The sequence below is a fragment of the Micromonospora sp. WMMA1996 genome (assembly GCF_002573675.1).
GTDB classification, from domain to species: Bacteria; Actinomycetota; Actinomycetes; order Mycobacteriales; family Micromonosporaceae; genus Micromonospora; species Micromonospora sediminicola.
This window is the reverse complement of the sequence record NZ_PDHU01000001.1, coordinates 2939800-2954444: the sequence shown is the minus strand read 5'-3', so window position 1 is coordinate 2954444 and position 14645 is coordinate 2939800. Positions and strand designations below refer to the sequence as shown.

General features: G+C 73.3%; 13 protein-coding genes. 8 read left to right on the top strand and 5 right to left on the bottom strand.

Annotated elements, in window-relative coordinates:
• Window positions 1-3: 3 nt before the first annotated feature.
• The 4 genes from COO58_RS13505 to COO58_RS13490 all read left to right on the top strand — a co-directional run bounded on the left by COO58_RS13505 (window position 4) and on the right by COO58_RS13490 (window position 5501).
• Window positions 4-444, top strand: coding sequence for a DUF4188 domain-containing protein (locus tag COO58_RS13505; protein WP_091576540.1), 441 nt, complete (start codon window positions 4-6; stop codon window positions 442-444).
• Window positions 441-1523, top strand: a complete 1083-nt coding sequence (locus COO58_RS13500; protein ID WP_098745192.1) for a GNAT family N-acetyltransferase — start codon at window positions 441-443, stop codon at window positions 1521-1523. The genes COO58_RS13505 and COO58_RS13500 overlap by 4 nt, the downstream gene beginning before the upstream one ends.
• Before the next feature lies 1 nt (window position 1524).
• Window positions 1525-2532, top strand: a complete 1008-nt coding sequence (locus tag COO58_RS13495; RefSeq protein WP_098745190.1) for a nitroreductase — start codon at window positions 1525-1527, stop codon at window positions 2530-2532.
• Between the two features lie 164 nt (window positions 2533-2696).
• Window positions 2697-5501 (top strand): glycoside hydrolase N-terminal domain-containing protein, encoded by a 2805-nt coding sequence (locus COO58_RS13490; RefSeq protein WP_098745189.1) that lies wholly within the window; start codon window positions 2697-2699, stop codon window positions 5499-5501.
• Window positions 5502-5561: 60 nt separating this feature from the next.
• Here COO58_RS13490 and COO58_RS13485 read toward each other — a convergent pair whose 3' ends face one another.
• Complete coding sequence (locus COO58_RS13485; RefSeq protein ID WP_098745187.1) at window positions 5562-6275, bottom strand: hypothetical protein; 714 nt, start codon at window positions 6273-6275, stop codon at window positions 5562-5564.
• A gap of 73 nt (window positions 6276-6348) precedes the next feature.
• On the opposite strand from COO58_RS13485, the gene COO58_RS13480 reads away from it, so the two are divergent.
• A complete protein-coding gene (locus COO58_RS13480) occupies window positions 6349-7176 on the top strand; it encodes a PIG-L family deacetylase (protein ID WP_098745185.1) in 828 nt (275 codons plus the stop codon).
• A 23-nt stretch (window positions 7177-7199) separates the two neighbouring features.
• Here the strand turns inward: COO58_RS13480 and COO58_RS13475 are convergent, their stop codons facing one another.
• Window positions 7200-8339: a glutamate--cysteine ligase gene (locus COO58_RS13475; protein ID WP_091577753.1), complete on the bottom strand. Its 1140-nt coding sequence runs from the start codon at window positions 8337-8339 to the stop codon at window positions 7200-7202.
• A 146-nt stretch (window positions 8340-8485) separates the two neighbouring features.
• A complete protein-coding gene (gene glnA / locus COO58_RS13470; RefSeq protein WP_091576523.1) occupies window positions 8486-9910 on the bottom strand; it encodes a type I glutamate--ammonia ligase in 1425 nt (474 codons plus the stop codon).
• A 234-nt stretch (window positions 9911-10144) separates the two neighbouring features.
• Between glnA and COO58_RS13465 the strand changes: the two genes are divergently transcribed.
• Both COO58_RS13465 and COO58_RS13460 read left to right on the top strand, forming a co-directional pair.
• The gene (locus tag COO58_RS13465; RefSeq protein WP_091576521.1) at window positions 10145-11929 is read left to right on the top strand and encodes an N-acetylglutaminylglutamine amidotransferase; all 1785 of its coding nucleotides are present in this window, start codon (window positions 10145-10147) and stop codon (window positions 11927-11929) included.
• An 18-nt stretch (window positions 11930-11947) separates the two neighbouring features.
• The gene (locus COO58_RS13460) at window positions 11948-12214 is read left to right on the top strand and encodes a hypothetical protein (RefSeq protein WP_091576519.1); all 267 of its coding nucleotides are present in this window, start codon (window positions 11948-11950) and stop codon (window positions 12212-12214) included.
• Window positions 12215-12348: 134 nt separating this feature from the next.
• Here the strand turns inward: COO58_RS13460 and COO58_RS30200 are convergent, their stop codons facing one another.
• Window positions 12349-12519 (bottom strand): hypothetical protein, encoded by a 171-nt coding sequence (locus tag COO58_RS30200; protein ID WP_174529122.1) that lies wholly within the window; start codon window positions 12517-12519, stop codon window positions 12349-12351.
• A 239-nt stretch (window positions 12520-12758) separates the two neighbouring features.
• Between COO58_RS30200 and COO58_RS13455 the strand changes: the two genes are divergently transcribed.
• On the top strand, window positions 12759-13631 hold the full coding sequence (locus tag COO58_RS13455; RefSeq protein ID WP_098745184.1) for an alpha/beta fold hydrolase: 873 nt from the start codon (window positions 12759-12761) through the stop codon (window positions 13629-13631).
• A gap of 46 nt (window positions 13632-13677) precedes the next feature.
• On the opposite strand, the gene COO58_RS13450 is transcribed toward COO58_RS13455, so the two are convergent.
• Window positions 13678-14586: a hypothetical protein gene (locus COO58_RS13450; RefSeq protein WP_141561892.1), complete on the bottom strand. Its 909-nt coding sequence runs from the start codon at window positions 14584-14586 to the stop codon at window positions 13678-13680.
• Between the last annotated feature and the right edge of the window lie 59 nt (window positions 14587-14645).

Sequence of the window (14645 nt, the reverse complement as noted above, 5' to 3'; positions counted from 1 at the left end):
CCCGTGCGTACCCGTGACTTCTCCCGCGCCCCGGCGCAGGCCCGCGCCGGCGCGATGTTCATCGGCGGCACCCGCTACGCGAACCCGCTGGTGCTGCTGCGGCTGGCCCCCGACTGGTTCCGGATGGTTAGGGACATGCGCCGGATGTCCGGCTACTGCTGGCACACCGTCTACTGGCAGTTCCCGCTCACGCTCGGCACGATCGCGTTCTTCACCGACCGGGACGCGATGCTGCGCTTCGCCCGGACCCGCCACCACCGGCGGCTGATGACGTGGCTGACCGACGGCACCCGCAACGCGACCGCCGGGTTCATCCGGCTCTACACCGCCTCCCCGGACGGCTACTCCAACGGGGCGTGGCGGGCCGAGGACGGCGCGATGGGCCACATCGACACCTTCACGCCGCTGGGCGCGGAGACGACCGGGCCGGCGGTACGCCGGTGAGCGGCCACCGGTTCGCGCGGGTCACCGACCGGCGTGGCCTGCGGGACTTCGTCGCCCTGACCGACCGGCTGTACGCGGGCGAGCCCCGCTACGTGCCGACCCCGCGCCAGCAGATCCGCCGCTGGTGGCGCGACGGCGTGCCGATGTACGTGTTGCGCGACGCCACCGGCACGGTGGTCGCCCGCACCACCCTGCACACCGACGCGGACCTGGACGCGAAGCTCGGCCGGCGGTGCCAGCTGTTCGGGCTGACCGAGTTCGCCGCGCCGGCCGCCGAGCCGCTGTTCGACGCGATCGCCGGGCACGCCGCCGCCGACCGGGACCTGCTGTTCGGGCCGGTGGCGCTGCTGCCCAACCAGGCCGGCGGGGTGATCACCTCCGGGTTCGACGACCGGGGGTTCGTGGACAGCGCCTGGAACCCGCCGGGCTACCCGGCCGCCTACGAGGCGTCCGGGTTCACCCGCCGGTTCGTCTCCGACACCTGGATCTGCCCGGTCCCGGCGCCGGACGGGCCGCCGCCCGAGCCGGGCGTGCAGCCCGACGGCGCGCGGCTGGACCTGCACCGGGGGGACGTGCGGCGGTTGGACGCGCAGCTCGACCTGCTGCGCGGGATGCTGAACGACTCGTTCGCCCAGCTCGGCTACTACACGCCGATCTCGGCGGCGCAGTTGCGCCGGCAGACCGACGGACTGGCCCACCTGCTGGACGAGTCGCTGCTGCTCTACCTGACCCGGGACGGGCGGCCGGTGGCGTTCGTGCTCTGCCTGCCCGACATCAGCGAGTTCCTGGTCGCGGTGCGCGGCGACCTGCACCCGGTCAACCAGCTGCGGCTGCTGGCCACCCGTCGCCGGTACCGCCGGGAGGCGGTGCTGATCGTCAAGGGTGTGCTGCCGGAGTTCCAGGGGCGCGGTTACCAGCGGCTGCTCTCCGCGCATCTGCACCACCACCTGCGTGCCGGCGGCTACACGGCGCTGCGCAGCACCTACGTCGGGCGGGACAACCCGGCGTCGGCGGCCCAGTTCCGGCGGCTCGGCGGCCGGCCGCTGCACAGTTACACCTTCTACGCCCGGGAGCGCTGACATGGACCTCGCCGCGTTCCGTGCGCTGGAGCCGCTGTGCTGGCGGGCCCCCAGCGCGCACAACACCCAACCCTGGCGGCTGCGCTACGGGCGGTGGGCGGTCACCGTCGGCTGGGACCCGGCCGACGCGCTGCCGGCCGGCGACCCGACCGGGCGGGACCTGCGGCTGTCGCTGGGCGCGTTCGTGGAGACCTGCCTGATCGTCGCCGCCGACGCGGGGCTGCGGCTGGACTGGGTCGCCGACCTCGACGCCGCCGACCGGCGGGTGGGCCGGCTGCGCCCGGCGCGGCACCCGTACCGGACGCCGTTCCGCACCCCGGAGGTGTGGGACCGACGAACCGACCGGGGACGGTTCACCGACGGGCCGGACGCCGACGTGGTCGCGGCCCTGGACGCCGTCGCCCGTCGGTCCGGCGGCGCGGTCCACGTGGTCCCGGACGGTGGGCGGGTCGGCGCGTTGCTGCGCGCCGCCGACCGTCACGTGTACGGGGACCCGGCGGTCGTGGCGGAGCTGCGGCGGTGGCTGCGCCTCGATCCGGCCCGTCGGGACTACCGGGCGGACGGGCTGACCGACAGGTGTCTCGGGTTGTCCCGGCCGGCGGCCGTCGGGCTGCGGGCGGCACTGGCCGCGTACCCGGTGCTGCGGCCGCTGGGACTGCCGCGGGCGCTCGCCGCCGCCGGCGGTGACCCGCTGGCGCGTGGAGGAGCGTTGCTGGCGCTGGTCGCGCCGGCCGACCTGGACGCGGCCGGGCAGGTCGAGTTCGGACGGGTGCTGCTGCGGGTGTGGCTGACGGTGCAGGCGGCCGGGCTGGCGGCGCATCCGCTGAGCCAGCTCGTCGACGTCGCCGGCAGCCGCGACGCGCTCGGCGCGCTGCTGGACGTCGAGCCCGGGCGCATCCTGCACGTGACCCGGGTGGGCCGGCCGGTCGGTCCGGCGCCCCGGTCGGCCCGCCGGGTCGACCCGGGGGCAGGGGCGGCAACGTTCGCAAAGCCCGTTCCCGCTCCTTGACGAGCGATGTTTCCATCAACGACAGTCAATGTCAGCAGATGTGGCGCGCGTACGGGAGCTCGGGCGCAGACATCGGGCAGGTGAGCGTGAGGGGCGCGTGGGCAACGCCTGTTAGCGCTAACAGCGACCCCACCCGTCTCTGATCCGCGTGACCTGGAGAGACCATGTCCGAAGTGACCCGAAGGAACGTCATCAAGGCCGCGGCGGCCGGGAGCGGCGCCGCGCTGCTGCCGGCGGCCTGGACCGCCGCCGCCCGCGCCGGCTCGGCCGCGCCACCGGAGGCGCTGGCCGCCGACGACCTGGCGCTCTGGTACGACGAGCCGGCCGGCACCGACTGGCTCCGCGCGCTGCCGATCGGCAACGGGCGTCTCGGCGCGATGGTGTTCGGCAACATCGACACCGAACGGCTGCAGCTCAACGAGGACACCGTCTGGGCCGGCGGCCCCTACGACTCGGCCAACACCCGGGGCGCGGCCAACCTGGCCGAGATCCGGCGGCGGGTCTTCGCCGACCAGTGGACCTCGGCGCAGGACCTGATCAACCAGACCATGATGGGCAGCCCGGGTGGCCAGCTCGCCTACCAGACCGTGGGCAACCTCCGGCTCGCCTTCGGCTCGGCCGACGGGGCGACCCAGTACCGGCGGACCCTCGACCTCGCCACCGCCACGGTGACCACCACCTATGTGCGGGGCGGCGTACGGCACCAGCGGGAGGTCTTCGCCAGCGCGGCCGACCAGGTGATCGTGGTCCGGCTGACCGCCGACCGGGCCGACGCGATCACGTTCTCCGCCACGTTCGACAGTCCGCAGCGGACCACCGTGTCGAGCCCGGACGGCACGACCATCGGACTCGACGGCGTCTCCGGCTCCATGGAGGGCGTCACCGGCTCGGTGCGTTTCCTCGCCCTGGCCCACGCCACCGCGACCGGTGGCACGGTCAGCAGCTCCGGCGGCACGCTGCGGGTCTCCGGCGCCACCAGCGTGACCATGCTGATCTCGATCGGCTCCAGCTACGTCAACTACCGCACCGTCAACGGGGACTACCAGGGCATCGCCCGCAACCGGCTCGCCGCCGCCCGGACCGTCGCCGTCGACCAGCTGCGCAGCCGCCACCTCGCCGACTACCAGGCGCTGTTCCGCCGCGTCAGCATCGACCTGGGACGCACCGCCGCGGCCGACCAACCGACCGACGTACGGATCGCCCAGCACGCGACCAGCGACGATCCGCAGTTCGCCGCGCTGCTGTTCCAGTACGGACGCTATCTGCTGATCTCCTGCTCCCGCCCGGGCACCCAGCCGGCCAACCTCCAGGGCATCTGGAACGACTCGCTGGCCCCGGCCTGGGACTCGAAATACACGATCAACGCCAACCTGCCGATGAACTACTGGCCGGCCGACACCACGAACCTGTCCGAGTGCTTCCTGCCCGTCTTCGACATGGTCAGGGACCTGGCGGTCACCGGGGCCCGGGTCGCGCAGGCGCAGTACGGGGCCGGCGGTTGGGTCACCCACCACAACACCGACGCCTGGCGGGGCGCCTCCGTCGTCGACGGCGCGCTGTGGGGCATGTGGCAGACCGGCGGCGCCTGGCTGAGCACCCTCATCTGGGATCACTACCTGTTCACCGGCGACCTCGGCTTCCTTTCGGCCCACTATCCGGCCCTGAAGGGCGCCGCCCAGTTCTTCCTCGACACCCTGGTCGCCCATCCGACGCTCGGTTACCTGGTGACGAACCCGTCGAACTCCCCGGAGCTGCCGCACCACGCGAACGCCAGCGTCTGCGCGGGACCCACGATGGACAACCAGATCCTGCGCGACCTGTTCGACGCCGCGGCCCGGGCCGGTGAGGTCCTCGGCGTCGACACCACCTTCCGGTCCCAGGTGCGGACCGCCCGGGACCGGCTGCCGCCGAGCCGCGTCGGCTCCCGCGGCAACATCCAGGAATGGCTGGCCGACTGGGTGGAGACCGAGCGGACCCACCGGCACGTGTCCCACCTGTACGGCCTGCACCCCGGCAACCAGATCACCCGGCGGGGCACCCCGGCGTTGTACGAGGCCGCCCGGAAGACCCTGGAACTGAGGGGTGACGACGGCACGGGCTGGTCCCTCGCCTGGAAGATCAACTTTTGGGCGCGGCTGGAGGACGGCGCCCGCGCCCACAAGCTCCTGCGCGACCTGGTCCGCACCGACCGGCTGGCGCCGAACATGTTCGACCTGCACCCGCCGTTCCAGATCGACGGCAACTTCGGCGCCACCTCCGGCATCGCCGAGATGCTGCTGCACAGCCACACCGGCGAGCTGCACCTGCTGCCCGCGCTGCCGAGCGCCTGGCCCATCGGACGGGTGACCGGCCTGCGCGGCCGGGGCGGCTACACCGTCGGGCTCGCCTGGAGCAACGGCCAGGCCGACGAGATCGGCGTCCGCGCCGACCGGGACGGGACGCTGCGACTGCGGTCCCGGCTGTTCACCGGCAGCTTCGTGCTCGTCGACGCCGCCGACGGCAGCTCGCCGGCCACCACCCGGCCGGAGGCGGACGTCGTCCAGCTCACCGTCCGCGCCGGCCACACCTACCGCGCGACCCGTCCCGGCGTGACGCCGTCGCCCACCCTCACCCCCACGCCGAGTACGCCGCCGACGCCGACGCCGACCACCAGTTCTCCGGCGCCCTCGGGCGCCCGGGCGACGTACGCGGTGACCGGCTCGTGGTCGGGTGGCTTCCAGGGCGAGGTCACCGTCACCGCCGGCGCGACCGCGATCCGCGGCTGGACGGTCTCCTGGACGTTCCGGAACGGCCAGGTCGTCAACCAGATCTGGGGCGGCACGCACAGCCAGAGCGGCGCGAACGTGACGGTGCGCAACGTCGACTACAACGGCGCGCTGGCGGCCGGCGCGTCCACCACCTTCGGCTTCATCGGGTCGGCGAACGGGGCCAACGACCCGCCGGCGTCCCTGACCGTCACCACCACCTGACCGGGGCGGGACGCGCCGACCGCAGTGGCCGGCGCGTCCCGTCCCTCCGGCGGACGGCGGTCAGGCCAGCAGCGTCTCGCGCAGTCGCGCGCCCGGGTTGATCCGGCCCACGACGTGCGGCCCGGCCGGGTCGTGGACGTCGACGGTGTGGTTGCGGCGCATCATCTCCCGCACCGCCGGCGGCAGTCGGGGCGGGTCGTCCATCGCGGCGAGGACCCGCGCGGCGGTGCCCGTCAGCCGTTCCACCAGGGCGACGCTGTCGGTGTCCACCCGCACCCGGCCGAACTCCCACCCGGCCGTGGTGAGGTCGAGCACCTCGAACAGGCGTACCACGAACGGCTGCGGGTCGGTCACCCGGTCGAGGCGGTCCGCCCGGGCGCCGACCACCGTGACGGCGGCGGACACCTGCGCGTACGGGTGCAGCCCGCTCGGCAGGGCGCCCAGCGGCCAGCGCAGCGCCGGACCGGCCTCCTTCCACAGGGGCCGGTAGTTGCGTCGGTGCACCACCAGCCGCCGACCGGTGCGCCGGAACACCTCCTGCGCCTGGAACTGGAGGTCGGCGTGGGCCTCCTCGGCGGCCTCGCACACGATCCCGGCGGCCACCACCAGACCGTCGTCGTCGGACAGCAACCGGGTGATCGCGTCGACCTGGTCGGGGAACCGGACCCGCGCGTGCGCGCCGTAGGAGTGCCGGACGTCCCGCAGCAAGGCCTGCTGACGCCCGGGGTCCAGGTCGACCCGATCGCCACCGAGCAACCGCCGGAGCCAACCCATCGCGCCTCGCTTCCGTCGCCGTCTGCGGACCGGGCAATGCTAGTTCGTCGGTTCCTGCTCGTATGGTGACGGGGTGGCTGAGCGATCTTTGACCCTGATGGCGGTGCACGCGCACCCCGACGACGAGGCGACCAGCACCGGCGGCGTCCTCGCCCGCTACGCGGCGGAGGGCGTCACGACGGTGCTCGTGACGTGCACCGACGGGCGGTGCGGCGACGGACCCGACGGCGTCAAGCCGGGCGAGGACGGACACGACCCGCAGTCCGTGGTGGCGATGCGCCGCGCCGAGCTGGCGGCCAGTTGCGAGGCGTTGAAGGTGACCCACCTGGAGACGCTCGACTACGCCGACTCGGGGATGATGGGCTGGGCGACGAACGAGGCGCCCGGCGCGTTCTGGAACACGCCGGTGGACGAGGCGGCCGACCGGCTGGCCGAGCTGATCCGGCGCTACCGCCCCGACGTCGTGGTCACCTACGACGAGAACGGCTTCTACGGCCACCCCGACCACATCCAGGCCCACCGGATCACGATGGCCGCGGTCGAGCGCACCGACATCCCGGCCAAGGTCTACTGGACCACCGTGCCGCGCAGCGCGTTCCGGGAGTTCGGCAAGGTGATGCAGGAGATCGGGGTCGAGTTCCCCGAGCCGGACGCCACCGACGAGATGCCGGCGCTGGGCCTGCCGGACGAGGAGATCACCACCTGGGTGGACACCCGCGCCCACGGCGGGCAGAAGTTCGCCTCGCTGGCCGCGCACGCCAGCCAGGCGGAGAACATCTTCTTCCTGCGCCTGGGGCAGGAGCGGTTCACCGAGCTGATGGGGATGGAGACGTTCGTCCGGGTCCGTGACCGCACCGGCGCGTCCACCCCGGAGGACGACCTCTTCGCCGGCCTGCGCTGACGACGCGGTGCGGGCCACCGCCGTCAGTCCGCGGTGGTCTGCGCGGCCAGGTGGTCGAGCACCACACGGACGTCCCCGCCGGTGTCGGCCATGATCCGTCGTTGCCGGGTGGCCCCGGTGCCGTCGCGGCGGACCCGGTCCACCTCGCGCAGGATCAGGTCCCGGTCCCCGTGCCGGGTGAGCGCGGGCGCGACGACGACGAGCAGGTCGTCGACGAGGTCCCAGGCCGGCCGGGGGCGGCCGGTGCGCAGGTCGACCAGCTCACCGTCGACGCCGTCGTGGGCGGCCCGCCAGTGCGCGGCGGCGACCAGGCAGTCGCGGATGCGGGGGGCCGGCACGCCGGCGCCCACCTCGTCGATCATCGTGGCGACCAGGGCCCGGACCAGTCCGGCGACCAGGACGGTGTCGTCGACCGTCGGGCAGACGTCGCCGACGCGGACCTCCACCGTCGGGTAGGAGGCGGACGGCCGGGCGTACCAGTAAACCATCGCGGCGTCGAGCATGATCCCGGCGGTGATCAGGTCCCGCACGGTGGCGTCGTAGTCGGCGGCGGAGTCGAAGTGCGGCGTGGGCCCGATGCTCGGCCAGCGTTCCAGCTGCATCGACCGCCAGCTCGCGTGTCCGGTGTCGCGCCCGTCGTGCAGCGGGGAGTTCGTGGTGAGCGCCTGCACCACCGGCAGCCACGGCCGCAGGTGGTTGCAGACCTGCACGGCGAGTTCCCGGTCGGGCACGCCGACGTGGACGTGGCAGCCGCAGACCGCCGGGTCGTGGGCGACCGGACCGAACCGGCGGGACATGTCGTGGTAGCGCTGCTCGTCCGGCACGGTGCGGTGGGCCTCGCAGACCGGGGTGGCGCCGACGGCGACCAGTCGCGCGCCGACGGCCTCGGCCGCGCGGGCGGCGGCGCGGCGCAGCGCGACCAGGTGGTCCCGCAGCCGTGCCAGGTCGGGGCTGACCGGGGTCACCATCTCCACCATGCTGTGCCGGAACTCCTGCCGGCTCTGCTGCCTGGCGGTCCCGGACAGCGCGTCGCGGACCCGGTCGGCGACCGGCATGCTCTCCCCGGTCTCCGGGTCCAGCAGCAGGAACTCCTCCTCGACCCCGACGGTGAGGGTGGCGGGGATCGCCGGGGCGGAGGTGGCGGTGGCGGGCCGCCGCCTCATCGACGGCTCCACCGGAGTGCGGGTCCGGTCGGTGCGTCGTCGCGCGGCGGGGCCATGCCTCGACGGTACGAGTCCGGGTGCCCGCCGGATGCGGTTTCCCCGCAGCGCCGCCCCCACGTGCGACACGCGGGGGCGGCGGGCCGGGATCAGCAGTCGAAGTAGAGCGCGAACTCGTGCGGGGTGGGCCGCAGGCGCACCGGGTCGACCTCGTTGGCGTTCTTCCAGTCGATCCAGGTGGAGATCAGGTCGTCGGTGAACACGCCACCGTCGAGCAGGTAGTCGTGGTCCTGGGCGAGCGCCTCCAGCGCGTGCGGCAGGGAGCCGGGGACCTGCTTGACGTCGCCCCACTCCTCCGGCGGGAGGTCGTAGAGGTCCTTGTCGATCGGGGCCGGCGGCTCGATCTTGCTCTTGATGCCGTCCAGGCCGGCCATCATCATCGCGGAGAAGGCGAGGTAGACGTTGGCCGACGGGTCCGGCACGCGGAACTCGACGCGCTTGGCCTTGGGGTTGCTGCCGGTGACCGGGATGCGGGTGCAGGCGGAGCGGTTGCGCTGGGAGTAGACCAGGTTGACCGGGGCCTCGAAGCCGGGCACCAGTCGCCGGTACGAATTGATCGTCGGGTTGGTGAACGCCAGCAGCGAGGGCGCGTGGTGCAGCAGGCCGCCGATGTACCAGCGGGCGGTGTCGGACAGGCCGGCGTAGCCGGTCTCGTCGTAGAACAGCGGTTCGCCGTTGCGCCAGAGGCTCTGGTGGGTGTGCATGCCGGAGCCGTTGTCACCGAACAAGGGCTTGGGCATGAACGTCGCCGTCTTGCCGTGCGCCCACGCCTCGTTCTTGATCAGGTACTTGAAGAGTTGGAGCTGGTCGGCCGAGTGCAGCAGCGTGGAGAACTTGTAGTTGATCTCGGACTGGCCACCCGTGCCGACCTCGTGGTGCGAGCGCTCCACCGTGAAACCGGCGTCGACCATCCGGCGGACCATGCTGTCGCGCAGGTCGGCGTAGTGGTCCACGGGCGGGACCGGGAAGTAGCCGCCCTTGTAGGCGGTCTTGTAGCCGCGGTTGCCGCCCTCCTCGACCCGGCCGGTGTTCCAGGCACCCTCGATCGAGTCGATGTAGTAGAACGACTGGTGCGCCGAGGTCTCGTGGCGGATCGAGTCGAAGATGTAGAACTCGGCCTCGGCGCCGAAGTAGGCCGTGTCCGCGATGCCGCTGGCCGCCAGGTAGGCCTCGGCCTTCTTCGCCACGTTGCGCGGGTCCCGCGAGTAGGCCTCCCGGGTGAACGGGTCGTGCACGAAGAAGTTCAACGCGACCGTCTTCTGCGCCCGGAACGGGTCGACGAAGGCGGTCGACACGTCCGGCAGCAGCAGCATGTCCGACTCGTGGATCGACTGGAAGCCGCGGATCGACGAACCGTCGAACGCGAGGCCGTCGGTGAAGACGCTGTCGTCGAAGGACTCGACCGGCAGGTTGAAGTGCTGCATCACGCCGGGCAGGTCACAGAAACGTACGTCGACGAACTTCACGTCCTCATCGCTGAGGTAACGCAGGAGTTCCTCGGAATTGGCGAACACACGTCCTCCTGGCAGGCGTTGTTGATCATGGCCACGTCCCGTGGCCGGACCGCCCGGGGACATGGCCCGTACCGCCACCGTACGACGGTCCGCCCGTTCCGGCTCGCCAACCGCCCATCCCGGGTTTCCTCCGTCACAGGCCGGGTAGACGGCGGACCCGGCGAACCGCCCGGGGGACGGCGCGGCGGGAGGTGTGCCTGGTGGGTGCTCCGCGACTGACCGGCGGCCGCTGAGATGTGCGGGATCAGCGGCGAGGCCCGCTTCGACGGCGCCACCCCCGACGCGGCCGCGGTGACCCGGATGACCGAGGCCATGCGCTCGCGCGGCCCGGACGGTGAAGGACTCTGGAGCGACGGCTGGGTGACCCTCGGGCACCGCCGGCTGACCGTCATCGACCTGTCCGAGGCCGGCGGCCAACCCATGGTCCGGGAGGACCTCGGCCTGGCCCTGGTCTTCAACGGCTGCGTCTACAACTACCCGGAACTGCGCGAGGAGCTGCGGGCGGCCGGGCACACGTTCCACAGCACCAGCGACACCGAGGTGATCCTGGTGGCGTACGCGCAGTGGGGTGAGCGGTTCGTCGACCACCTGGTCGGGATGTTCGCGGTCGCGCTCGTCGACCGGCGGCGGCGCCGGCTGGTGCTGGCCCGGGACCGGCTGGGCATCAAGCCGCTCTACCTCGCCGAGTCACCCGGCCGGCTGCGTTTCGCCTCCACGCTGCCGGCGCTGCTCGCCGCCGGCGACGTGGACACCGGCATCGACCGGGTCGCGCTGCACCACTACCTGTCCTGGCACTCGATCGTGCCGGCGCCGCGCACGATCCTGCGCGGGGTGCGCAAACTGCCCCCGGCCACCGTCCGGGTGGTGGAGTCCGACGGGCGCAGCCGCGAGCACGTCTACTGGCGGCCCGAGTACCGGCGCGACCCGGCCCACGCCGGCATGGACGCCCGCGACTGGCGGGCCGCGGTCGGGGACGCGCTGCGCACCGCCGTACGCCGGCGGCTGGTCGCCGACGTGCCGGTCGGGGTGCTCCTCTCCGGCGGGCTCGACTCCAGCATGATCGTCGCGTTGCTCGACGGGGCCGGGCAGCACCACCTCCAGACGTTCAGCATCGGCTTCGACAGCCGGGGCGACGAGTCCGGCGACGAGTTCCACTACTCCGACCTGGTCGCCCGCACGTTCGACACCGACCACCACCGCATCCGGCTCGCCGACGGCGACCTCGGCCCGGCCGTACGGGCCACCGTGACGGCGATGACCGAACCGATGGGCAGCCACGACGTGGTGGCGTTCCACCTGCTCTCCGAGCAGGTCGCCCGGCACGTGAAGGTGGCACAGTCCGGGCAGGGCGCCGACGAGGTCTTCGCCGGCTACGGCTACCACCACCGGCTCGCCGACGCGGCCCGGGCGGACGCGGCCGCCGAGTTCACCGCCGCGTTCTTCGACCGGGACCACGCCGAGCTGAACCGGGTGGTCGACCCGGCGTATGCCTGCGACCGGGACGCCAGCGGCGAGCTGGTCGCCGCGGAGCTGGCCGCGCCCGGCGCGCAGACCGCGGTGGACGCGGTGCTGCGCCTGGACACCCACCTGATGCTTCCGGACGACCCGGTGAAGCGGGTGGACAGCATGAGCATGGCCTGGGGGCTGGAGGTGCGTACCCCGTTCCTCGACCAGGACCTGGTGACGTTGGCCGCGGCCTGTCCACCCGAGCACAAGCTGGCCCAGGGCGGCAAGGGGGTGCTCAAGGACGTGGCCCGCGAGGTGCTGCCGCCCGAGGTGATCGACCGGCCCAAGGGCTACTTCCCGGTGCCGGCGCTGCGCAACGTCGACGGTCCCGTGCGAGAGTTGGTGGTCGAGGCCCTGCACGCGCCCGAGGCGCGCCGGCGTGGCCTGTTCCGCCGCGCGTACGTCGACGAGCTGCTCACCGAGCCGGACCGGGCCCAGGCCGCCGCCGGCAGCAACAAGCTGTGGCAACTTGGCCTGCTGGAACTGTGGTTGCAGTCCCAGGGCGTGAGCTGACCCGAGACGGGAGGCGCGGTGAAGTTCGTCATCGAGAGCGAGCCCGACGGCACGGTCGGGTTCACCGTCCTGGGCGACGACGGGCAGGTGCTCGCCACCGGCCGGCCCTGCCCGGACAAGGGGTCGGCGCTGGCCGCCGTCGGGGAGCTGATGCACGGCGGGGGCGACGCCTGCGTCGAGGACCGGACCGAGGCCACCGGCCCGCCGCGCCCGCCCGGCGACACCACCGAGATCGGTGGCGGCGACATGTCCGCGATCGGCCGCTCCGGCATCCCGCCGGTCTGAGCGCGACTCCCGCCGTCAGGCCATCGGCCCGGGCGGGCGCGGCCGAGCCGGAGAGAGGCTCGACCGCGAAGACCTCGTTCGCGCGATCGGGATGGCGAACGTCCCGGGCCCGCCGGCGGTATCGCTCCCGACCGTCACTGTTCGTCGTCGACGACCTCGGTCCGGTCGTCGACCGTGGCGGTGACGTCGAGGTGCTCGTCCGGCTGGGGCGCCTCCGCCAACGTGTGGTGCGGATCGCCGTCGGGTGAGAACAGCACCTGGTCGGTCTTGCGGGTCTTCTCCTGCTCCTCTTCCGGCTCCGTCACGGCGTCCCCCTCCGGCTCAGGCCGCCTCCTGCCCAGGCCGCCTCCCTGCCCACACGCTATGCGCCGGCCGACCGGTCGGGCGGGTGTTTGCGCCGCCCGGGCGGTCACAGGTGGCGGTTCCGCCACGCGCTCACCGCCTCCTCGGTGGCCCGTTCCTCCGCACGCAGCCGGGCCCTGACCCCGCGCCGGCCGGCGCGGTGCGGCGACGGATGTCGGACCGGCGTCGTAGGGTCACCGCCATGACGACAGGGACCCACACGCTCGCCGTGCCCGGCGCCGACCTGGTCTACGACGTCCGTGGGCCGCTGCAGCCGGCCGACGGCCGCCCGGTGCTGCTCATGATCGGCCAGCCGATGACGGCGGAGGGCTTCGACGCGCTCGCCGGGCACTTCACCGACCGCACCGTGGTCACCTACGACCCGCGTGGCCTGGGTCGCAGCGTGCGCACCGACGGCCGGTCCGACCACACCCCGCAGCAGCAGGCCGCCGACCTGCACCTGTTGGTCGAGGCGCTCGGCGCCGGGCCGGTCGAGATCTTCGCCAGCAGCGGCGGCGCGGTCACCGCCCTCGAGCTGGTCGCCACCCACCCCGACGACGTGGTCACGCTGGTGGCGCACGAGCCGCCGATCAACGCGGTGCTCCCCGACGCGGCAGGGGCCGAGCGGGCGCGCGCCCGCTTCCACGAGGCGTACCGGGCCGGGGGCAACGGCGCCGGCATGGCCGACTTCATCGCGATGACGTCCTGGCAGGGCGAGTTCACCGACGCCTACTTCGCGCAGCCGTCGCCCGACCCGGCCGCGTTCGGCCTGTCGACGGAGGACGACGGCACCCGCGACGATCCGCTGCTGTCGCAGAACTCCTGGGCGGTCACCGACTACCGGCCCGACGCGGGCCGGCTCACCGCGGCGTCCACCCGCATCGTGGTCGCCGTCGGGGAGGAGTCGGCCGGCACCTACACGGCGCGCACCGCGGCGGGCACCGCCGCGCTGCTCGCGCAGCAGGCGACGGTCTTCCCGAGCCACCACGGCGGCTTCCTCGACGGCCGGTTCGGTTACGGCGGCAAGCCGGAGGAGTTCGCCGCCCGTCTCCGCGAGGTCCTGGCCGGCGGCTAGGGGCGGATCAGGGGCCGCCGACCATCTGTCGGCGGAGGACGTCCGATCAGACGTCGGGACGACGGCGGTGACCCGGAGGGTCCAGGTCGAGGAGCGTCCGCAGCGACCGCAACAGGCGGAGCCGGAACGGTGGCGGTGGCGCGGCGGCGATCGCCGTGAGCACCGCGGACGCCTCGGAGTGCAGCTCGGCCCCGAAGGCACGCAGTGTCGCCCGGTTCTCCCGGTAGCGCAGCCAGAGCTGTCCCGGTCCCAGGGTCGGCAACAGCACGATCAGCAGCAACCCGGGCCCAATCGTCCCGCCACCGGTCACGACCCGCACGACCAGCACGTACAGCAGCACCGCCGTGGTGACGGCGGTGGCCGTGGCGAACCACGCCAGCTCGAGCCGGGGCCGGCGGCGCAGCCACTGCCCGAAGGACCGGGTTCGGGCGTAGGAGACGAGCCGGAGCCCGGTGGCCGCGAGGCGGGCCGCCCGCCGCGACGCGGCCACCCGGTCCTCCCGTGACGCGCTCGTCCAGTCGCGGTGCAGCATCTCGGCGAGGAGTTCGCGACGGTAGGCGACCGCGGTGCCGGCGACCCGCCGGATCGGCTTGACGGCGAGTCGGCCACCGATCATCACCACCACGAGCGCCGTGACGAGCATGAAGGCGAAGGCGTAGAGGTAGCGATCCGGCTCGGTGGTCAACAGGTTCGTTCCCACGCCGGCGATCGCGCCGGCGTAGACCGAGATCAACGGAAGCATGATGGCGTTGCGGAACTGCTCGGCGGGCAGCCGTTGCAAGGGTCGGCTCAGGTTGTCCAGGGGCCGGCGCAGGACCGCCGCCGCCAACGCCCCGACGAAGCCGGGCGCCAGACCGAGGAGCGCGAGCACCTCGATCACGGCGACGACCTGCGACATCTCTCCATTATGGACCCGGCTGCCGAACGCGCCGAGCTTGCGGCCATCGAGGTCCACCTCGACGCCGGTACGCCGTCCTCGATCAGCGGCACGCCCATTCCGGCGGCGACGGCCGG

What these genes read in the sequence shown, in the direction of transcription:
- COO58_RS13495 (WP_098745190.1), top strand. Translation starts at nt 1,525, where the DNA reads ATGGACCTCGCCGCGTTCCGTGCGCTGGAGCCGCTGTGCTGGCGGGCC.
- COO58_RS13490 (WP_098745189.1), top strand. Translation starts at nt 2,697, where the DNA reads ATGTCCGAAGTGACCCGAAGGAACGTCATCAAGGCCGCGGCGGCCGGG.
- COO58_RS13485 (WP_098745187.1), bottom strand. Translation starts at nt 6,275, where the DNA reads ATGGGTTGGCTCCGGCGGTTGCTCGGTGGCGATCGGGTCGACCTGGAC.
- COO58_RS13475 (WP_091577753.1), bottom strand. Translation starts at nt 8,339, where the DNA reads ATGAGGCGGCGGCCCGCCACCGCCACCTCCGCCCCGGCGATCCCCGCC.
- COO58_RS13465 (WP_091576521.1), top strand. Translation starts at nt 10,145, where the DNA reads ATGTGCGGGATCAGCGGCGAGGCCCGCTTCGACGGCGCCACCCCCGAC.
- COO58_RS13455 (WP_098745184.1), top strand. Translation starts at nt 12,759, where the DNA reads ATGACGACAGGGACCCACACGCTCGCCGTGCCCGGCGCCGACCTGGTC.